General features: G+C 70.5%; 18 protein-coding genes. 8 read left to right on the top strand and 10 right to left on the bottom strand.

The annotated features are described in order from the left end of the window. Positions 1-133: 133 nt before the first annotated feature. Complete coding sequence (locus ACH4U8_RS21080; protein WP_395779314.1) at positions 134-1135, bottom strand: LacI family DNA-binding transcriptional regulator; 1002 nt, start codon at positions 1133-1135, stop codon at positions 134-136. Positions 1136-1325: 190 nt separating this feature from the next. Here ACH4U8_RS21080 and ACH4U8_RS21075 point away from each other — a divergent pair, with 190 nt between their 5' ends. Then, positions 1326-3071: an amidase gene (locus ACH4U8_RS21075; protein WP_395779312.1), complete on the top strand. Its 1746-nt coding sequence runs from the start codon at positions 1326-1328 to the stop codon at positions 3069-3071. Between the two features lie 560 nt (positions 3072-3631). Here the strand turns inward: ACH4U8_RS21075 and ACH4U8_RS21070 are convergent. From ACH4U8_RS21070 to ACH4U8_RS21055, 4 genes are all read right to left on the bottom strand, one after another. Next, positions 3632-4354 (bottom strand): hypothetical protein, encoded by a 723-nt coding sequence (locus ACH4U8_RS21070; RefSeq protein ID WP_395779310.1) that lies wholly within the window; start codon positions 4352-4354, stop codon positions 3632-3634. Between the two features lie 373 nt (positions 4355-4727). Then, positions 4728-5789: a hypothetical protein gene (locus ACH4U8_RS21065; RefSeq protein ID WP_395779308.1), complete on the bottom strand. Its 1062-nt coding sequence runs from the start codon at positions 5787-5789 to the stop codon at positions 4728-4730. 655 nt (positions 5790-6444) lie between these two features. Then, positions 6445-6771 (bottom strand): hypothetical protein, encoded by a 327-nt coding sequence (locus ACH4U8_RS21060; protein WP_395779306.1) that lies wholly within the window; start codon positions 6769-6771, stop codon positions 6445-6447. A 526-nt stretch (positions 6772-7297) separates the two neighbouring features. After that, entirely contained in the window at positions 7298-8221 is a 924-nt protein-coding gene (locus ACH4U8_RS21055) for an MBL fold metallo-hydrolase (protein WP_395779304.1), read from the bottom strand. Positions 8222-8461: 240 nt separating this feature from the next. Here ACH4U8_RS21055 and ACH4U8_RS21050 point away from each other — a divergent pair, with 240 nt between their 5' ends. After that, on the top strand, positions 8462-9097 hold the full coding sequence (locus tag ACH4U8_RS21050) for a response regulator transcription factor (RefSeq protein ID WP_360305831.1): 636 nt from the start codon (positions 8462-8464) through the stop codon (positions 9095-9097). Here the strand turns inward: ACH4U8_RS21050 and ACH4U8_RS21045 are convergent. Next, a complete protein-coding gene (locus ACH4U8_RS21045) occupies positions 9072-10169 on the bottom strand; it encodes a histidine kinase (protein ID WP_360305833.1) in 1098 nt (365 codons plus the stop codon). The two genes, ACH4U8_RS21050 and ACH4U8_RS21045, sit on opposite strands and share 26 nt — an antisense overlap. 387 nt (positions 10170-10556) lie before the next feature. Here ACH4U8_RS21045 and ACH4U8_RS21040 point away from each other — a divergent pair, with 387 nt between their 5' ends. Further along, entirely contained in the window at positions 10557-11369 is an 813-nt protein-coding gene (locus ACH4U8_RS21040) for a BTAD domain-containing putative transcriptional regulator (protein WP_395779302.1), read from the top strand. 18 nt (positions 11370-11387) lie between these two features. Here ACH4U8_RS21040 and ACH4U8_RS21035 read toward each other — a convergent pair whose 3' ends face one another. After that, on the bottom strand, positions 11388-11816 hold the full coding sequence (locus ACH4U8_RS21035) for a nuclear transport factor 2 family protein (protein WP_360305837.1): 429 nt from the start codon (positions 11814-11816) through the stop codon (positions 11388-11390). Between the two features lie 228 nt (positions 11817-12044). On the opposite strand from ACH4U8_RS21035, the gene ACH4U8_RS21030 reads away from it, so the two are divergent. Genes ACH4U8_RS21030 through ACH4U8_RS21020 form a run of 3 tightly spaced genes read left to right on the top strand, consistent with a single transcriptional unit; the run spans position 12045 to position 14659 of the window. After that, complete coding sequence (locus tag ACH4U8_RS21030; protein WP_395779300.1) at positions 12045-12830, top strand: SDR family NAD(P)-dependent oxidoreductase; 786 nt, start codon at positions 12045-12047, stop codon at positions 12828-12830. Next, positions 12830-13570 (top strand): SDR family NAD(P)-dependent oxidoreductase, encoded by a 741-nt coding sequence (locus ACH4U8_RS21025; RefSeq protein ID WP_395779298.1) that lies wholly within the window; start codon positions 12830-12832, stop codon positions 13568-13570. The genes ACH4U8_RS21030 and ACH4U8_RS21025 overlap by 1 nt, the downstream gene beginning before the upstream one ends. 51 nt (positions 13571-13621) lie before the next feature. After that, the gene (locus ACH4U8_RS21020; protein ID WP_395779296.1) at positions 13622-14659 is read left to right on the top strand and encodes an LLM class flavin-dependent oxidoreductase; all 1038 of its coding nucleotides are present in this window, start codon (positions 13622-13624) and stop codon (positions 14657-14659) included. A gap of 36 nt (positions 14660-14695) precedes the next feature. On the opposite strand, the gene ACH4U8_RS21015 is transcribed toward ACH4U8_RS21020, so the two are convergent. Together ACH4U8_RS21015 and ACH4U8_RS21010 are read right to left on the bottom strand one after the other, a co-directional pair. Next, positions 14696-15262 (bottom strand): hypothetical protein, encoded by a 567-nt coding sequence (locus ACH4U8_RS21015; RefSeq protein ID WP_395779294.1) that lies wholly within the window; start codon positions 15260-15262, stop codon positions 14696-14698. A 9-nt stretch (positions 15263-15271) separates the two neighbouring features. Beyond that, complete coding sequence (locus ACH4U8_RS21010; RefSeq protein WP_395779292.1) at positions 15272-16123, bottom strand: SAM-dependent methyltransferase; 852 nt, start codon at positions 16121-16123, stop codon at positions 15272-15274. Positions 16124-16298: 175 nt separating this feature from the next. Between ACH4U8_RS21010 and ACH4U8_RS21005 the strand changes: the two genes are divergently transcribed. Next, positions 16299-17258: a TIGR03619 family F420-dependent LLM class oxidoreductase gene (locus ACH4U8_RS21005; RefSeq protein WP_395779290.1), complete on the top strand. Its 960-nt coding sequence runs from the start codon at positions 16299-16301 to the stop codon at positions 17256-17258. A gap of 48 nt (positions 17259-17306) precedes the next feature. Here the strand turns inward: ACH4U8_RS21005 and ACH4U8_RS21000 are convergent, their stop codons facing one another. Further along, on the bottom strand, positions 17307-18050 hold the full coding sequence (locus tag ACH4U8_RS21000; protein WP_360305851.1) for a TetR family transcriptional regulator: 744 nt from the start codon (positions 18048-18050) through the stop codon (positions 17307-17309). A 66-nt stretch (positions 18051-18116) separates the two neighbouring features. Here ACH4U8_RS21000 and ACH4U8_RS20995 point away from each other — a divergent pair, with 66 nt between their 5' ends. After that, positions 18117-19625: an MDR family MFS transporter gene (locus tag ACH4U8_RS20995; RefSeq protein ID WP_395779288.1), complete on the top strand. Its 1509-nt coding sequence runs from the start codon at positions 18117-18119 to the stop codon at positions 19623-19625. The last annotated feature ends 172 nt before the right edge of the window (positions 19626-19797 follow it).

Below are 19797 nucleotides of genomic sequence, written 5' to 3'. Positions count from 1 at the left end.
TGGCGCCAATACGTGAGATATCAAGGCAAGTCGTAGTGTGCGGGGAGTGACGCGACGCAGCACGTTCCGCAGTCGGCGCCTGCCGGCATCGGCCTTGGGCGGGAAGCACTCGAACGGGCGGCACGCGGTTGGTTCAGTGGCCACCCTGGGTCGAGGCCCGGGTGCGCAGTTTCCATGGGTGGAGGCGGACGGTGTCGGGTGGGGTGCGGTCGGCCAGAATGTCGCACAGGAGTTCGGCGCAGGCCTGCCCATAGTCGGCGGGGCGCAAGTCCACGGCGGTGATCGGCGGGTTGCCGGTGCGGGTGGCGGTGCCGTCGACGCAGGAGGCGACGAGCAGGTCCGCGCCGGGAGTTCGACCGAGGGCGCGGGCGCCGTGCAGGACGCCGGGAGCGGCTCCGTCGGGGCCGCACACCACCGCGTCGATGTCCGGTTCCGCGGTGAGCAGGTCCCTGGCGGCTTCGGCCGCCTGTGCGGGGGTCGCCGCGAACGGGACGGTGCGTACGGTGACCGGGACGCCGTGCGGCGTTCCCCACGCGTCGGCGCTCACTCGCAGGGTTTGGGCCCACGCCGAGTCGCCCCCCGGGGCGAGCAGCGCCGGTCGCCGCGCGCCGCGTTCGCGCAGGTGGTCCAGGACCGCGGCGAGCGAGGCGGCGTTGTCGCACACCACGGCACCGATCGGGGCGCGGCTGGGGCCGAGGTAGCGCTCGCCGGTGACGACCGGGACGCCCGCGTCGAGGAGTTTCGGGACGGCCGGGTCGGAGCCGTCGGGGTCGATGACGAGGAGACCGTCGACTCGGGAGGCGACCCGTCCGGAACTGCCCGTGGGCCCGCCGAGCAGGACGACGTCGAGCCCGTCGTGCTGGGCGCGCTCGACGGCTCCGAAGGCGAGGTCCAGGTAGTAGTCGAGCCGGGTCGCGGTCCGGGGGAGGTAGAGGCCGAGCGCCCCCGCGTCGGCGCGGCGCAGACGGCGGGCGGCGCTGTTGGGGCGGTAGCCGAGCGCGTCCGCCGTCTCGCGGACCCGGGCGCGGGTGGCCTCGGCCACGCGTCCGGAGCCTTGCAGGGCGTCCGAGGCGGTGCTCCGGGACACGCCGGCGGCGCGTGCCACGTCGATCAGGGTCACGATGCGGGCGTTCACAACCACGGAGTCTAGATGTCCGGCCCAGGGTTTGCCGGATCGATCCGGCAGCACCTAGGCTCGCCCTGTGCCGGATCGATCCGGCACGGACGTGGGATGCCGTTCGCCCGCCCGGGTTCGGGGCACGGCTTCGACCCCGCGTACCGGTTTACCGAGGCCGCCGAACCGAACCAGCCAGGAGGCACCCCGCATGACCCGCGGATTCGACGTCGTGGAGACCGGCATCGCCGACCTGCGGGTGGCGCTGGAGAAAGGCCAGACCACGGCGGTCGACCTGCTCGACGCCTATCTCGCGCGGATCGCGGCCTATGACCGGCCCGGCACCGCCACCGCGCTCAACGCGGTCGTCGTGACCAACCCGAACGCCCACGCCGACGCCGCGGCCTCCGACGCCCGCCGGGCGCGTGGCGAGAGCCTCGGCCCGCTGGACGGCATCCCGTACACGGCGAAGGACAGCTACCTCGCGAAGGGACTGACGGCGGCGGCCGGTTCGCCGGCGTTCGAACGCCTGGTCGCCCGGTGCGACGCGTTCGCCATCGAGCGACTGCGGGCCGCCGGGGCCGTGCTCATCGGGCTGACCAACATGCCGCCCATGGCCAACGGCGGCATGCAGCGCGGCGTGTACGGCCGCGCCGAAAGCCCCTACAACGCCGACTGGCTGACCAGCGCCTACGGCTCCGGATCGTCGAACGGATCGGGCACCGCGACGGCGGCGTCCTTCGGCGCGTTCGGCCTCGGGGAGGAGACCTGGTCGTCGGGCCGCGCCCCTGCCTCCAACAACGCGCTGTGCGCCTACACACCCAGCCGCGGCGTCATCTCGGTACGCGGCAACTGGCCGCTCGTACCGACCATGGACGTCGTGGTCCCGCACACCCGCACCATGGCCGACCTCCTCGAACTCCTCGACGTCGTCGTCGCCGACGACCCGCAGACCCGCGGCGACCTGTGGCGTTCCCAGCCGTGGATACCGCTGCCCGCGGCGTCCCGGATACGCCCGCTCTCCTACCCGGCCCTGGCGCCGGCGGATGCGACCGCGGCCCGCGCCACGCTCGCCGGCCGGCGGATCGGCGTGCCCCGCATGTACATCAACGCCGACCCCGACGCCGGGACGAACCCCCGCGGCGGCATCGGCGGCCCGACCGGGCAACGCATCCGGACACGCGCGTCGGTCATCGCCCTGTGGGAGGCCGCGCGCCGCGACCTGGAGGCCGCGGGCGCCGAGGTGGTCGACGTCGACTTCCCCGCCGTGACCAACTACGAGGCCGACCGCCCCGGCGCGCCGTCGCTGCCCACCAGGGGCCTCGTCGACCCCGCGTTCCTCACCGTCGAGATCGAGGACCTTTCGGCGTGGGCGTGGGACGACTTCCTGCGCGCCAACGGCGACCCGACACTGGCCACCCTCGCCGACGTCGACCCGGCCCGGATCTGGCCCAAGCACCCCGACGAACTGCCGGACCGCTACGTCGGGTTCGACGACACCATCGCCGACTACCCGAGGCTGGTGCGCGAGCGCCCGTACGCGTCGTTCACCGACATCCCACACCTCGAAGCGGGCCTGCGCGGCCTCGAGGAGACACGCAGGGTCGATCTCGAGGCGTGGATGGACGAACTGCGCTTGGACGCGGTGGTGTTCCCCGCCGTCGCAGATGTGGGCCCGGCGGACATGGACGTCGAGGAGGCGTCCGCCGACCTCGGTTGGCGCAACGGCGTGTGGGTTGCGAACGGCAACCTGGTGCCCCGGCACCTCGGCATCCCGACCGTCACCGTGCCGATGGGCGCCATGGCGGACATCGGCATGCCCGTGGGGCTGACCTTCGCCGGCCGCGCGTACGACGACAACGCCCTGCTCGGCCTGGCCGCTGCCTTCGAGGCGACCGGGAATCGCCGCACCGAACCGCCGCGTACGCCACGCCTGGCGACCGAAATCCCGCGGTGACAGCCCGGCCCTGGTGAACCGGGATGAGCAACATCCCACGATCGGCGAGCCGGGCCCCAAAGTTGGGGCGGCGGGATCTGCACGTCCTCGCGACGGCTCAGGACCTCCCCGAGGCCGGCATCGACCACCACGGTCCCGAGGAGGTCTTCACCCGTTACGTGAGTCACGGCCGAGAGTCGGTCGTCGGGCGGCCGGCCCAGCCCGCCCTTCGTGGACAGCGCACCCTTGCGTCGACCAAATGCGCCTCCTGGAGCTTGCGTTGATGTCGGTGCCCGTCGCGGTGAGTGAATCGCACGGGTGAGCCGTTCGATCAGCTCCGGGTCGGTGCTGTTGTCTGGGCCTCCGAGGGGCGGCCCGTGTCCCGGGCAGGCAACGCGACTTGGCCCGAGTGTGGATCCGTGGTGTGTGGACCGCCCGGCACCGCGACGGCCGCGACGGCCGACACGTATGCGGAAGCCGGTTCCGACACCAGGCAGCACGTGACTTGGAACCCCGCCATCACCTACCCGGGCATCAAGGTCCCTGCCGGCCCGAAGGGGAATGCGGCCCGGCAGGGGCTCTCAGGAGGGATCGGAGTCGACTTCGATGTCGTAGGACGGCGTTGTGTTGGAGCGTAGGGGGGAGTCGAGTTTGTCGACGCGGAGTATGTAGGTGCCCGGAGACAGATCGGCGATGATCTGGTAGCGGCCGGTGAAGCCGGGTTCGGTCCCGGTCCAGTAGCCGGAGCCCAGGCTGTGCTTGAGGATCCATCCGTTGGGCTGGACGATCGCCGGGTAGACCGGGCTGATCGCGCCCCTGACCAGGGCGAAGGACGCCCCGGCATGCGCTTTCGCGCCCGGTGTGGCGGTCAGCCTGAAGGAGAAGTATCGAACGTTGAACGGGGAGCCGGAGGTCAGCGGCTCGCAGCCTCTGGCGGCCACGGGACCGTCGACGACGCCGAGCCGGTGGGGGTCGGTGAAGGTGCCGCTGCCGAGGAGCCTGCCGCAGTCCAGACCCTTGGTTCCGGCGGGCCGGGTGTCGCCGCCGCCGGCCGGAGTACTGCTCCTCCTGGAGGGCGTGGTTGCGACCGGCGACGGGTCGGTCCTGCGGGTGGGTGACGCGGAGGTGGTGGTCGGCGACGCGGGCAGGCTGGGGGTGGGGGACAGTGTGGGTGCGCTCGGCTGCGGCACGAAGGTCACGCTCGCGGTGGGCGTTTCGGCCGCGGTCGTTTTCTCCGGCGACGAATTGTCGCACCCGCCGGCGATCGGTAACGCGCAGAGCAGCAGTATGAGCTTTCGGTGCATGGCCTTCCCCGGGAATGCTTGGCGGTCCGGGAGGACCGGCTATGGCTGATGGTCTTCTACCGTCGTTGGCTCGGAAGGAATGGCCACCCGGCCCTGGGGGACGCTCCGACCACTGATCGAGGACTGTGGTCACCGCTGCTCAGGGGCCTGTCGGCGGAGTATTTCTTCGGGCCGCGCAAGAGTTGGTCACCGTGAAACGGAGCGACGGGCTTGATCACGCCACACGAGCGGATATGGGTCGGCGTCGACGCCGGCAAGGGGCACCGAGGTGATCCATCCCTTTTCTCGACTCGTGGGCGCTGCGGGAATCCGCAGCGGATTCCCGTCGGCCCGTCGAGTGGGCTGCGGGCGTTCGCCGCAATGCCGCGGGATGCTACTCCCAGATTGCACCGGATTTTGTTAAGGTGGGGTATTCCGTGGAATTATTGCTCCCGGTGCGAAACGGAGCGCCTTGATCGTCGATGATCAATGTTCCCTGTTTGCCCTGATACGTCCAGTCAAGTGCGAGCTTCCAGGTGATAACGCAATCGCATGTCCGCCATTCTTTTACAGGGCTTTGTGCGTCGATTCCGAATCTTTGAGTGTCGTTCCCGGCGACTTTATAACTGAATTCTCCGCCGTCCTCTTGTTCGACGCGTGGATTTTCGGCAGCCAAGTCGATTACCATCCGGGGGCCGATAGGTAATCCGGAACCACAGCCGAGCCGGAGGGTCACGTTGGTGCCCGGGGCCAGTTTGCTCTCCCGTCGTTCGATCACGCGCATGGCTCGAAGCGTGACGTTGTAGTCGTGTTTCCCCTCGACGGTCACCACGATGGGCGTGGTGTCGCGATCGATGCCACCGAGTCCGTGGGCCCATTCGGCTGTCGGCTCGCCCGGGGGAACCGGGATGTCTCGAGGGCTTTTGCCGGGGAACAACCAGCCGTGGCACTTGTTCGGGTCCGGTGCGTAGTTCACGCTCGCGGTCAGCGGTGGTGTGTCCGCGACGCTCGCACTCGGCGGGCTCGTGGTGGAGGGTTGCATACCCGGACCGCCATTACTCGGCGGGATCGTCGGGACCGTGGCGGGACGCGGCTTCTCTGGGCCGGAGGCGACCGGTCCTGCCCCTTGAGTCCGGTTGCCCGAGCCGGTGTCGTTCTCCCGTACGGCCATGAAGACGACGACACCGACAAGTCCCATGGCCCCCAGGGCCGCCATGGCCACCAGTACAGGCGAATACACGTGCATGACGTTGTGGTTTCCGGTGACGACCGTTTTCACGTTGTTCCCCGCCGCCACGCTTCCGCTGCTCGCGTGAATGCTCGGCCGCGCGGGTGCGACCTCTGTCGGTGCGACCGAGGCCAACGCCCGATCGGGCGTTCCACCTTCTCCATCGACGCCGGCGGACTCATCGTTACGACCGGGCCGAACACTGAACCGTGTAAAGCGAAAGGTCATGCGCGGGTTTCATTCTCGAGGATATTCAAGCCGTCGCGTTCAGCCGCAGCCGCGTGACGCCGCCCCTGCTTCCCGCGACGAATGGTTGGACCGATGGGTCGGTCGTATGCGGGATCGAGATGGTGATCATGCCCGCCTCTTGCGGTCGAAGATGCCTCCCGACGAGCGCATGAAATCATACTCCGAACGGGCGCGCTTTTCAGGCGTCGACTTGTCCGGAAGGGCGACGAACGAGAGGAGCATCTTCGCCCACACCGACGCCTGCCCAAAGCCTCTCGACCCTCGGATGCGACGTGATCATTTTCCACAAGACGTGGCGATCGATCCTGCGTCGCCTTGGATCACTACTCGCCGGAACACCCGGCACCTTGGCTATTCCTCGCCCCCTTCCACGCACCTATGATCAATTTCGGCAACGTCGCCGGCATTCACGATCACGTGCGATGTGTTGATGCCTACCGACCGACGTGGGAGTCCTGCACGTCCTTCCCGGCGGCGATCGAGCCGCTCCTCGCGGTGATGCCCCGCCCCCACCCTCGCCCCTTGCGACCGAGCAGGGCCGGCTGTTCCCGGCCACCGTCATCGACGTCGCCGCCCGCAAGGTCGTCGGCCGGGCCACCGGCGCCCCGTGTTCACGACGCGCAGGGCCCCATGCTCAGTGAATCGGTGTCCAGTGCGCGAAGGCATCCAGCATTCCGGGACGCTCGGGGTTGTCCCAGATCGGGCAACCCCATGCGAGTCCGGGCACATCGTCGCGCATCAGGTTCGCGGGGCCGTCCGTCAGGGTGCGCAGGGTGGCTTCGAGGTAGGCGGAGATCGACGAGTGGACCGCCTCCGTCACCGGCTGCTCCACGATCGACCAGTCCCCGACGCCGACGTCGCCGGCATAGCAACCCTGCTCGGGTCCGGCTTCGTCCCGGGTGAGCCACGGGAGTACCCGGGCTCCGCCCCACATGTCGCCCGGCGCGCCCCACCCGAGCATGGCGGGCCTCAACTCCACCGCCCGCGCCAGGGAGCACATCACTCCGTGGGGCAGGAAAGCCCCGGAGCCGACCTCACCCTGCTCGTCATTCTCGATGTACTGGTGCTACGTGCCACCGCACAGTCGCCAAAGCGCGTCCAGTTCCACGGGCAGGCCGAACCCGAGGCGCTGCTTCAGCCGGGAGTTCGCGGTGGCGATCTCCTCGTTTGTCGCGGATGGCAGGATCGAGGCATACGAGAGGGGAACATGCTCGGCCGGCCACGCGGTAAGGGCCCGCCAAGCCGCTGTGACCCGCTCGGCTTCGTCATTTGCTCGAACCGACATTCGGCAGCGCTACAAGGCGTCATTTCGGCTTCACCACCGCCGAGGCTGGAGCCGCCGGAAAAGGAGCGGGGTGGCTCCCGGTGAAACCGGCCCTGCCTCGGCTGCGTGTCGCGCCGCCTACCGCGTTCGACCCGCCGGCCGCCCGTGAGCGATCGGCTCGGGGTCCATGCCCGGTACGAAGTCGCCGCACGGGTGGACGCGTTCAGGCGTCGCAGGCGGGCAGTCGGCCGTGGAATTCCACCATCTCCGCGAAAACCGCGCCGATGTCGAGCGCGGCGCCCGGGGCCGCACCCTGCTCCTCGGCGAAGGCGCGATGCAGGTTGGGTACGAGCCGTTCGGAGTCGAGCAGGTGCGCGAAGGCGGTGCGGTCGCTCTCTCGGGCGACCTGGAGGGGGGTGAGGCCAGCGGCTATTCCCTCCCGCGCCAGATCCCGAATCCAGTGCAGGTAGTTCGCTGTGACGTCGAACACTTCGGGGCCGGTCGGCGGACCGTGGCCGGTGATGATCGTCCGGGCGCCCAGTGCGCGCATCCGTTCGAGGGCCGCCAGCGTTCCGGACACCGAACCCATCGGCACGAAGGGCGTCACGCCGGACATCACCAGGTCGCCGGTGATCAGCACCTCCCGCTCGGGCAACCATACGACGGTGTCGTTCGTGGTGTGTGCCGGGCCGAAATGAATCAACTCTGCCCGGGTGTCGCCCACATGCAGGGTGATTCGGTCCCGATAGGTGATCACCGGAAGCGCGAGGTCGAGGTCGCCCCACGCGACGTCGGGCCACAACCGGGTGAGGTGCAGGCCGGCCGCCGCCATCTCGGTCCGGGCATCCGCGTGCCCGACGACCATGGCCTCGGGGAACACGAAGTTGCCGAACGTGTGGTCGCCGTGGAAGTGCGTGTTCACCAGGATCCGCGGCGCGGCGGGAGCCACTTCGAGGATCGCGGCCCGTAGCCGCCGGGCCCTGGCCTCGGTGGCGGCGGTGTCCACGAGCACCGACCCGTCGCGGGACACCACCAGGGCCGCGTTGTTGACGCACCACCCGCCGTGGGGTTGTACATAGGCGAAGACGCCGTCGGCGACCTCGGTGAGTCGGGCTGTCGACGGCTGTTGCCGGGTCGCTTCGGACACAACGTGCCTCCTGGCGGTCTCGGACCGATGATCGGATCGGCGGCCATGCTCGCGCCCGGGGATCGAGGATGGCTGGAGCGGCGGCCGACCACGGCCGAGGGCGTGACTGGAAAACGCCGAAAGCGGGCGGGGCGGCGGCGATCGCCGAAGGGTCGACGAATGGCGGCGGCGCAGATCTGTAATAGTGCCAACTGTTGGTACAGAGAGCAGATCGAGCAGGAGCCGACACGGGGGGGACCGGTGATTCGGATCTTACTGGCCGAGGACATGCACATGATCCGAGGAGCGTTGGTGGCGCTGCTCGGGCTGGAGGCGGATCTGTCCGTCGTGGCGGAGATCGCGGACGGTAGGGCGATTCTGCCGGCGGCGATCGAGTTGCAACCCGACGTCGCGGTCATCGACATCAACCTTCCCGGCGCCAACGGGCTGGACGCCGCGAGCCTGCTGCACGAGATGGTGCCGACTTGTCGGGTCATCGTGCTGACCGCGCTGGACCAGCCGGGCACGGTGCGCAGGGCGATGGACGCGCACGTCTGGGGCTTCCTGCCCAAGATCGCCCCGCCCTCCGAACTCGCCGCCGCCATCCGCCTGGTGGCCTCGGGGCAACGGGTGATCGACTCCCGGATCCCGCCCGGCGCGTGGGAGGCGGAGGAGCGCCCGGCCGGCAGGCGCGGCGGGGGCAGCCCGCTGACCCCACGGGAGAGCGACGTGCTGCAGATGGCCGCCGAGGGTATGAACGCGACGGAGATCGCGGGGGCGATGCATCTGTCGACGGGGACGGTGCGCAACTACCTGACCGCCACCGTCACCAAGCTCAACGCCCGCAATCGGGTGGACGCCGTGCGGATCGCTAGAGCGCGGGCTTGGATAAGCTGAGGGCCCGCAGCGGTTCGACCGGGTGTTCGGCGGTGAGTCGGAACCAGCCGTCGCCGTCGGCACCCGCGCGGAACGTGCCGCCGACCTCGTCGAGCCGACGGCCCAGGTTGTCCAACCCGCCACCGAGGCGATGCGGCGCCCGGGCGCCCCCGTTCGTGGGGACGCCGTCGTTGGCCATCTCCAGCACGAGCCGACCCCCGGTCCGGGAGATGGTGATCCGGCAACTCCGGGCCATACTGTGCCGCAGCACGTTGGTGACCCCCTCGCGGACCACCGTGGCCAGGACGCTGCCGGTGTCCTCGTGCAGGGGAACGCGCTCGTCGTGGATGGCCAGGTCGATGCCGGCGGTGCTCAACACCCGTCGGGCGGCGGACAGTTCCACGGCCAGGGACAACTGTCGATAGCCGTGCGCGACACAGCGCAGGTCGGCGAAGGCCTGGCGGGAGATCGCCAACACCTCCTGGAGTTCCGCGTGCGCGCCTTTGGCCTCTTTGTCGATGAGCCGGGTCACCAACTCGCACTTGAGTGTGATGGCGGCCAGGTTGTACCCCAGCAGATCGTGCAAGTCCCTTGCCACTCGCAATCGTTCGCCCTCCACCGCCAGCCGCGAGAACTCCTCTCGGGCACGCCGGACCACGACGCTCCAGGCGGCGATGCGGGTGACCCCGTACACCATCAGCGCGTTCACGGTGCACGAGAGTATGCCGATGGAGACCCCGAGCGGGCGGGGGTCGATCATCATCACCCAGCCCCCGGTGAGCGCGGTGGCGCAGCCGAAGGCGGTGACGGACCACGGTGGATTGAGCACGAGCAGCACGGCGCCGGCGAGGAAGCCCGACATGCCGGCCCAGGCGAGTCCGAGCACGCACAGCGGGCCGTAGGTGAGCAGCGCCTGGGCGGCGAGGGTCCACCCGCCGTACCGAGCACGGAGGCGGGAGCCCCACAGGGCGCAGTGCAGGCTTTGCAGTGCGAACACCAGGACGAAGGCGGTGACGTACAGCGCGATCCGGCCGGATGTGGGATGTCCGGCGAGGAGGTTCAGGAAGCCGAGGAGGCCCACCGCGGACTGCACGGTCAAAACGATGCACGCCGCGAGCCAAGGGGGTGGCTCATCCTTCGGTAAGTCGACCATGCCGTCCGCCCGATCGAATATGGATCCGAGGGGCGCAGTCAATCAGTAATCCGATCGCGTGGGATGCGGTTGTCGCGCGGGTCACAGGGCGTCCGCCGATATCGGGCCATGATCGAATCGACGGGCGGCCGGTCCCGATGGAGCCGGCGCCGCGATCGCACGGGTCCGTCAGGTCCCGCGGATGGCCTCCGGAAATAGAAGTGTGAATTCCTCATGGGTACGTGTCGAATTCACCCCCGGGAACGTGACCACGTCACTGGGCGGCGGACGTCGGTCGATGCGAGTGTCGGATCGACGTTGCCGAGACACCTCGATCGGAGGACGCCCATGGATGTCGAAGTATTGGGAGAGTTGCTGGTCCGCGAGCACGGTCAATCCATCGTGCCGAGCGCGGGCAAGCCCCGACAGATCCTCGCGCTGCTCACTCTGCACGCGGGTCGGATCGTACCCGTGGCGACGCTGATGGAGGAATTATGGGGAGATGCGGTACCGCGCAGTTCGGCCACGACGCTGCAGACATACATCATGCAACTGCGCCGGCGAATTTCCAAGGCGTTACAAAATTTCCCCGAGCGTTCCCCGAAGGATTTCCTGGCGACTTCCTTCGGCGGCTACCGAATAACGGTGCCCGCGGAGAACTGTGACTGGTCGAGATTCCGACGCTCCGCGGCCGAGGGCAGTATCGCGTTGGCGGCCGGTGATCCCCGCTCGGCGTCGGCACTTCTCACCGACGCCCTCGCCCTGTGGCGAGGGCCCGCTCTGGTCGACGTCCCGGTGGGGCGGGTATTGGGTCTGGAGATCATCCATATGGAGGAAACGCGTAGGCAAGTGCTGGAGGAACGCATAGAGGCCGATATGCAACTCGGCTACCACGCGGCCCTTCTCGGCGAGTTGCGCACGCTCGTCGTCCGGTACCCGCTGAACGAGAACCTGTGTGCCCAACTGATGATCGCGCTCTGCCGTTCGGGGAGTCCCTCGCGCGCGCTCCAGGAGTTCCGCCACCTCCGCGAGCGCCTGTATCGGGAACTCGGCGTGGAGCCGTCGGCACGGCTCCAGCGGCTGCACCAGGCCGTGCTCTGCGGCGCGCCCGAACTCGACCGCTGGGAGGCGGCCGTGCCCGCCCGGCTACCGGCGTACTGACGGTTCGCCATCGCGGTGTCAGCCGAGCTGGTCGTGGGTGATCCGACGGGAGCGGGTGTACACCCCGTCCTCCCCCACCTCCAGGACGTCGTGCACCACGCAGCTCGGGGCGATCTCCGGCTTGCCGCCCGGGCGGACGGTGACCACCAAGGCGTACACCGTGGCGGCGATGCCGCCGTCGGCCCGCAAGACCAGCGCGATGTGGTTGAACCAGTGCCTGCGCTGGACCGGGTCGCCGTCGAACCGCTTGTGGAATTCCACCAGTTCGGCGACGATCCCGGCCCGCGTGCGAGCCGGCTCGGCGGCCGGCGAGTGTTGGAAGGTGCCGTCCGGGGTGAAGGTCGCGGCGTAGTCCTCGAACCGGCCGGCGTCGAGGGCCTGCATCTGGTGCGCGTAGAAGTGCTGGACCCGCGCGTAGAGATCGGTGCGGACGGAGGTTTGGGTCATCGGGCTCTCCTTCGGTGGTTTCGGTTGTGTCGGGGGTGTCCCGGGACACCCCACGGCCGGTGCCGAAGGCCGGCGTCGGCCAGCCTGACCGGCCCACCTCGAAATCGGCTGGAAAGCGGGCCGTCCCGCGCTCCAGCCGGCTTCCACCTCGCCTCAAGTCGCCCGTCCCACGCTTCCCCGGGACGGCGGGACGCGTCGTGTCCCCTACGACAGCGGGATCGGAGACCCATGAGCGAGACAGGCACCCCCGTGGCCCTGGTGACCGGCGCCACGAGCGGAATCGGCAAGGAGGTCGCGCACCGGCTGGCCGGGCTCGGCGCGCGGGTCTACCTCTGCGCCCGGGGCAAGGCCGAACTGGACGCCACGCTGGGGGAGTTGCGGAGCGCGGGCTTCGAGGCGGACGGCTCGGTGTGCGACGTCGCGCGGCCGGAGCAGATCAGGGAGTACGTGCGCGCGGCCGTCGAACGATTCGGCCCGGTCGACATCCTGGTCAACAACGCGGGCCGAAGCGGCGGCGGCGCCACCGCGGAGATCCCGGACGAGTTGTGGTTCGACGTCATCGCCACGAACCTCAACAGCGTCTTCCTGATGACCAAGGAAGTACTGACCACCGGTGGAATGCTGGCCAAGGGCCGCGGCCGGATCGTCAACATCGCCTCGACCGGCGGCAAGCAGGGTGTGGTGCACGCCGCGCCGTACTCCGCGTCCAAGCACGGCGTGGTGGGCTTCACCAAGGCACTGGGCCTGGAACTCGCCCGGTCCGGGATCACGGTCAACGCCGTGTGCCCGGGCTTCGTCGAGACGCCGATGGCCCAGGGCGTCCGCGAGCACTACGCCGGCATCTGGGGCGTCACCGAGCAGGAGGCGCACGACCGCATCACCACTCGGGTGCCGATGGGTCGCTACGTGGAGACTCGCGAGGTGGCCGCGATGGTCGAGTACCTCGTCGGCGACGACGCCGCCGCGGTGACCGCGCAGGCGCTGAACGTCTGCGGCGGGTTGGGCAACTACTGATGTCCGCCGAAACGCGAGTGGCGCTGGTGACGGGTTCCTCCTCCGGGATCGGGGCGGCGATCGCGCTGCGGCTGGGCGCCGAGGGCATCCGGGTCGTGGTCAACTCCGCGCGTTCGGTGGAGGCCGGCGAGAAGGTCGCGGCCGCCCTGCCGGACGCGGTGTACATCCGGGCGGACGTGTCCGTCCCGGTGCAGGCGCGGGAGTTGGTGGAGGCGTCCGTGGCGCACTTCGGCCGACTCGACCTGCTGGTCAACAACGCCGGGGTCACGCGGGTGATCCCGCACGCCGACCTGGCGGCGGTGACCCCCGAGGTGTGGCGGGAGATCCTCGGGCTCAATGTGCTCGGCACCTGGCAGACCACCGTGGCCGCCGTACCGCATCTCATCGCGTCGGGTGACGGGGCGGTGATCAACATCTCCTCCGTCGCCGGCCGCCGGGCCGTGGGCAGTTCGATCCCGTACGCGGTGAGCAAGGCGGCGATCGAGCACATGACCGTGCTGCTCGCCGGGGCGGTCGGCCCGCACGTGCGCGTGAACGCGGTGGCTCCCGGGCTGATCGCCACGCCGTGGACGCGGGACAGCGACTTCTTCGCGCCGATCGCCGAGAAGGTCCGCCAGAGCACCCCGCTGGGCCGGGTCGGCCTGCCGGAGGACGTCGCCGAGGCGGTGATCGGTCTGGCCAATGCCGCGTACACGACCGGCCATGTGCTGTCCGTGGACGGCGGCGCCCACCTGATCTGACCTGCTCCGACCCGACCTGACCGATCCTTCGACCGACCTGAGGAGACGGCCGTGCGACTCGGCGCGAATCTGGTGTACCAGGGAGCGGGCGAGTTGGCCCGTGCGGCGGAACTGCTCGACTACGACGTGGTGTTGGCGCCCGAGGGGTACCGCTCGGACGCGGTGAGCGTGCTCGGCCTGGCGGCCGGCGCGACCGAGCGGATCGGCCTGGTCTCGGCGGTGATGCAGATCCCGGCCCGGCCGCCGGGCACGGCCGCACTCACTGCGGCGACGCTGGACGCGCTCAGCGGCGGCCGGTTCCGGCTCGGCCTGGGGGTGTCCAATCCCGATGTGTCGCAGGGCTGGTACGGCGTGCCGTTCGACCGGCCGCTGGGCCGCACCCGCGAGTACGTGGACATCGTCCGGCGGGCGTTGGCCGGGGAGTCGGTCACGTATACGGGAGAGCACTTTCGGCTTCCCGCTCCCGGCGCCGGCGCCGACGCGCCCCTGCGGCTGACCACCGAACGGCCGCACACCCGGCTGCCGGTGTATCTGGCGGCGGTCGGCCCGCACGCGCTGCGGCTGGCCGGAGAGATCGCCGACGGCTGGCTCGGGGTGTTCACCTCGCCCGAGTCGGTCGCGAAGGCCGTGGTCGAGCTCCGGGCGGGTCGGACCCGGGCGGGGCTCGGCATGGACGGGTTCGAGGTGCTGCCGAGCCTGCCCACGTCGGTGGCCGACGACGTGCCGACCGCGGTGGACGCGCTGCGCGAGCAGTACGTGTACCTGCTCGGCATCGGCGACCCGGCCCGGAACTTCTACTGCTCGATGGCCCGGCAACTGGGCTACGAACGCGAGGTCGCGCTGCTGCGGCGGCGGTTGGCGGCGGGCGATCGGGCCGGCGCGGCGGCCGCGCTCCCGGTGGACTTCATCGACCGCACCGCCTTGGTGGGCCCCGTGCCCCGGCTCGCCGAGCGGATGCGCGCGTACGCCGACGCGGGCGTCACCACGCTCGGCGTGATGGTCTCGGCGGCGGCCACCGACCTGGCGGGTCGGGTGCGGATCCTGCGTGCCGCGGCCCGGGCCCGCGACCTGGCGGCCGGCGCGCGCTGACGGTCGAAGCCCGGAGCGGTCACGGCGCGGGTGGGGTCACAGCATGGGGACCGTCCGGCCGAGGGTGCCGGATGGATCCACGACAGGGTCCGGGAAGCCCGTGACGTCGCCGCTCACCGCGTCGGCGGCGCGGGCCCAGCGGTAGCTCCAGGCCGGGTCGGTGAAGTCGGTCCCGGCCAGGCCGGTCTCCACCGGGCCGCTCCCGTCGGCGCGCACGCGCCAGCTCAAGGCCGGGAGGGTGAACGGTACTTCGGGCCGGAACGGCCCCGGGGCACGCAGGACCAGGCGGCCCCCGGGAAGTGGTTCGGTGTACGGAGACGCTTCGCCGAGCGCCTCGCCACCGGTCAGTGTGTGCCGCACGACCCGCGCGTGCGTGGGGATCCGAAAGCACAGGGCGATGTCGTCGATGCCGCTGCTGAGCTTGGCGGAGAAGGTGATCGGCGCGGGCACGAGGACGATCTCGAACTCCTCTCCCACCCGCGCCGTTCGGGGCGCGGTCACGTTGAAGCGCAGGGTGTAGGCGATGGTGTGGTCGTCGCCGTGCGGCTCGGTGTGGACCCGGCAGGTCAGGGCGAGCGCACGCTCGACCGTCGAGATTCGCATGCCCACGGTTCAGCCCTTCCGGACCGCGGCGGCCAGCCCGCTGGGCCGGGCCCCGGCTTCGGCGGCCAGGGCGGCGCCCCGCCCGTAGCGGCCGGCCAGGGCGGCGATGGTCGGCGCGTCCGTCACCTGCCAGCCGTGGCCGCTCAGCCACCCCGCCGGATCGTCGAGGGTGGACTTCCAGGTCGCCCCCAGGTCGTCGAGGGTGTCGGAGACCCGGGCCAGCCGGTGCCGTTTGGTGGCCGAGTCGATGTGGTCCATCGCGAACTCGCTGCCGGGCGCGGACAACCTCCCCACGGTGTCGAGGAGTTCGTCGTTGCCGGCCCGGTCCAGGTAGGGCAGCAATCCCTCGACCAGCCAGGCGGTCGGCTCCTTCGGCTCGAATCCGGCGGAGCGCAGCGTGGCGGGCCAGTCGTCCCGCAGGTCGACCGGCAACACCGTGCGAGCGCACGCGGGTGCCGCCTGTCGGTCGGCCAGCACACGCTCCTTGAAGGCGAGCAGATCCGGCAGGTCCAGCTCGAACACCCTGGTCCCGACGGGCCAGTCGAGGCGGAACGCCCTGGTGTCCAGGCCCGCGGCCAGGATCACCACCTGGCGGCAGCCGCGGTCCGCCGCGCCGCCCAGACAGTCGTCGAAGAAGCGGGTGCGCACGGCGACGTAACCCGCGAAGTCCCGCATCCCGTCCACGGCGCTCGCCCCGACCGCCTCGACGAAGGCCCGTGCGTACGGGTCGTGGAACAACCGCTCCTCGCGCTCACTCTCCGCGGCCCGCCCGGCGGCGATGCCCACCGCCGTCAGGCCGACGCCCGAGGGCAACCGCACTCCCTCGCCCGATGCGGGTGTCCTTGCCTCGTGCTCGCTCATTCGTGCTCCTTTCGTGGCGCGGATCAGGGTCGTGGGTGGGGGTGGAGGGGGGCTCGAAGCCGGCTGGAACGCGGACATCGGGGCGGCGTTCGAGGGATGCGGTAGCCGGGCTCCAGGCAGTGGTGCCAAGGTGGACGGTACGTAATCGGGTCAGCACACTCACGGAGGTTCGCGCGTGACCAGCTCTCAGGAACGCCCGGTCGGTCCCGTAGGGTTCGCCGAACCGGATGTCTCCGGGCTCGGGTCGCCTCGCCCGTTGCGGATCGGCGGCGACCTGCCCTACTTCGATACCCGGCACGAACTTCGGGACTACGTACAGGCGTTCGAGGATCTCGGCTACGACCATCTGGGCTTCGGCGAGCACGTGCTGCCGGCCCGGGCGCCGAACTGGCCGTCGAGCATGTCCCCGTGTGAGCCGTGGCACGAGGCGTTCACCCAGGCCGCGTTCGTTGCGGCGCTCACCTCGCGGATCGAGATCGCCCCCTCGGTTCTGCTCCCGCTGCGCTCCGCCGGCCTCGCGGCCAAGCAGGCGGCCGAGATCGATCTGTTCTCGGAGGGGCGGCTTCGACTCTGCGTCAGCGTGGGCTGGAACCGGGAGGAGGTACAGGCGTTCGGTGTCGACCCGACCACTCGCGGGCAGCTCGTCGAGGAGCAGGTCGAGGTGATGCGCCTGTTGTGGACCGAGCCGTCGGTCACCCATCGAGGCAAGCTGATCCAGCTGGTCGACGTGGCCCTGAACCCGCGCCCGGAGCGGCGGGTGCCGGTGTGGATGGGCGGCGGCGACTTCGACGGCGGCGGTGTGCCCAAGCCCGTGGTCCTGGACCGGATGGCCCGGATCGCCGACGGCTACAAGATGTTCGGCCCGCTGATGCGCGACGTGCGGGCGGGGGTGGACGTCGTTCGACGGTTGCGCGAGCTCGTGGTCGCGCACGGTCGGGACGTGGACACCTTCGGCGTCGAGGCGCGGATCGCGCTCCAGCTGGTCCCGGAGGACGCGTGGGCGACGAGCCTGGAGACCTGGCGGCAGGCGGGCGCCACGCATCTCACCCTCTCCAATCGGCGGGGGGCCGGCGGCGCGGACGCCGAGATCTCCCGCCTCGCCCGCTTCCGCGAGTTGACCGAGGGGCTCTGGTAGTCGGGGCAGGTGGGCGGCACCTGTCGGGGGCGCGCCGCGCCGACGATTTCACGTCGCCGAGGGTTCGGCCCGGTTCGGGGGATCCTGCTCCGGCACCGGTCCGCCCAGATGCCGGACCAGTCGGCGGATCTGCTCGCCGTATCGTTCCCGGAACTCGGCGGATCGCGGATCGAGCCCCGCTGCCCGCCCGGCGATCTGCGGCATCACGATCGGCGCCATGATCATCCCCATCACGGCCAGCCGTAGGAAGGCCGGGTCCAGGTCGTCGGCGATCTCGCCCCGCTCGCGCGCTCGCCGCAGGCCGGCCACGTCCTCGTCGAGCGCCGCCGCCTCCTCCTCCGGAACCTCCCGGACCTCATCCGAGAGCCCCCGCCAGAGCATCAGCCTGGCCGGCCTCGGGTCGGCGAGCCCCCGCTCCAGGTAGCGGACCGCGACCTCGGCCAAGGGCGTGTCCTCCTCGGCGAAGAGCGCCTCGCTCTCGGCCCAACCGCGGTGCAGCTCGCGGTAGAGGCCGTCCTTCCCGCCGAAGTAGTAGTTGATCAACTGCTTGTTGACGCCCGCCCGTTCGGCGATCTCCTGCACCCGGGCGCCGGCCGGGCCGCGGGACGCGAACTCGTCGAGCGCGGCGTCCAGCAACAGCCGCCGGGACCGCTCCGCGTCGCGTTGCCGCTCCTCGGCTTTGGGCGCCCGCCGGGGCCGCCGGCGATCGTGGCCGTCGTCGGCCTGCGTCGCGTCGGCTCCGCGCTCGCCGGCACCGGCGCCCGCGCCGGGGTTGATCTTCTTGACTGTCATCCGGCCATCCTAACTAATCATCCATCTGTTTGACGGTGACAGCCCTATGGATGAGAAGCTGGAGACATGACTGCATACGATGACCCAGCGGACCCGCCGGCCACGTCGGAGCGCCCCGGTCTCACCCGCGAAGCGCGGCAAGCCGTGCTGGTCGTGCTGATGGGCGCGATCCTCGCCTTCCTGGATTCGACCGTCGTCAACGTCGCCCTGCGGCATCTCTCGGTGGACTTCGACGCATCCCTCGACACCGTGCAATGGGTGGTGACGAGCTACCTGCTGGCCCTGGCCGCGGTGACCCCCGTGTCCGCGTGGGCCGCCCGACGCTTCGGCCCGCGCCGGCTGTACGCGTGGGCGCTCGCGATCTTTACGGTGGCCTCGGCGTTGTGCGGGCTCGCGTCGTCGGCCGAGACGCTCATCCTCTTCCGCACGCTCCAAGGCGTGGGCGGCGGGCTGATGATGCCCGTCGGCCAGATGATCCTGGTCCGGGCGGCCGGGCCGCAGGGCCTGGCCCGGGTGATGAGCGCGATCGGCGTGCCGATGGTGCTCACCCCGGTGCTCGGCCCCACCATCGGCGGATTGCTCCTGGATCACGCGGGCTGGGAGTGGATCTTCTGGATCAATGTGCCGGTGGGCGTCCTGGCGATGTACCTCACCGTGCGGCTGCTGCCGCGTGACGACGCGGGCGAGGCGGCCGGGCCGCTCGATGTGCCCGGGCTGCTCCTGGTTTCGGTGGGCGTGGTGGGCGTCACCTACGGATTGGCCCGGGCCGGGCTGGAGGGCACGGCGGTCTCCGCCGAGGTGCTGCTGCCGTTCCTGGTGGGCTTGGCCCTGACCACCGTGTTCGTGCTGCGGTCGCTGCGGGTCGAACACCCGCTGCTGGACCTGCGGTTGTACCGGAACCGGATGTTCGGCGCGGCGTCCTTCGCGACGTTCGTCATGGGCACCGCCATTTTCGGCGGCATGATCCTGATGCCGCTGTACTTCCAGGTGGTCCGGCACGAGGACGCGTTCCATACCGGCATGCTGCTGGCTCCGCAGGGACTCGGCGCCGCGGTGGGCATGTTCCTGGCCGGGCGCCTCTTCGAGCGGATCGGCAGCCTGACCGCCGTCATCGGCGGGGTCGTCTGTGTCGCGGCCACGTTGCCGTTCGTCCTGATCTCGGCCGGGAGTTCGTACTGGCTGCTGGGGGTGGCGATGGTCGCCCGCGGGTTCGGGATCGGGATGTCCGGCATGCCCGCCATGACGGCGGCGTTCCGGGCGTTGGCCCCATCCCAGGTCAACGACGCCACCCCGCAGCTCAACATGCTGCAACGGATCGGCGGTTCGATGGGGACCGCCCTGTTCGTCGTGGTGCTCCAACAGCACCTCGACGACGCCGGCGGGCGGGCCTCCGAGCAGGCATCCGGCTTCGGTGTGACCTTCGTGTGGGTGCTGGCGGCGTCGGCGCTCGCCATCCTCCCCGCCGTGTTGATGACCGCCTTGGAGCGCGGGGCGAAGCCGTCCGACGACGCGTCGGCGGACGCGGATCCGGCGCCCGACACCGATACGCACAGCCGCAGCGCCCCCGCCGTGTAGGAGACCGGCGCGAGCGCCGCGAACGGGAAAGGGAGCCGACTGCCGCGGCATGGCAGTCGGCTCCCCGTGCCCGGTGTTCGGCACCGGTTCGCCACCGGTTGTTCGGTACAGGGCGCTCGGTGCCCGCAGTTCGGTACCGGCCGTTCGGTACCGGGCGCTCGGGTGCTCGCCG

This window comes from Embleya sp. NPDC020886 (genome assembly GCF_044333915.1).
Classification (GTDB): Bacteria; Actinomycetota; Actinomycetes; order Streptomycetales; family Streptomycetaceae; genus Embleya.
The sequence above is the reverse complement of the archived record's forward strand: the minus strand, read 5'-3'. Positions and strand labels throughout refer to the sequence as shown.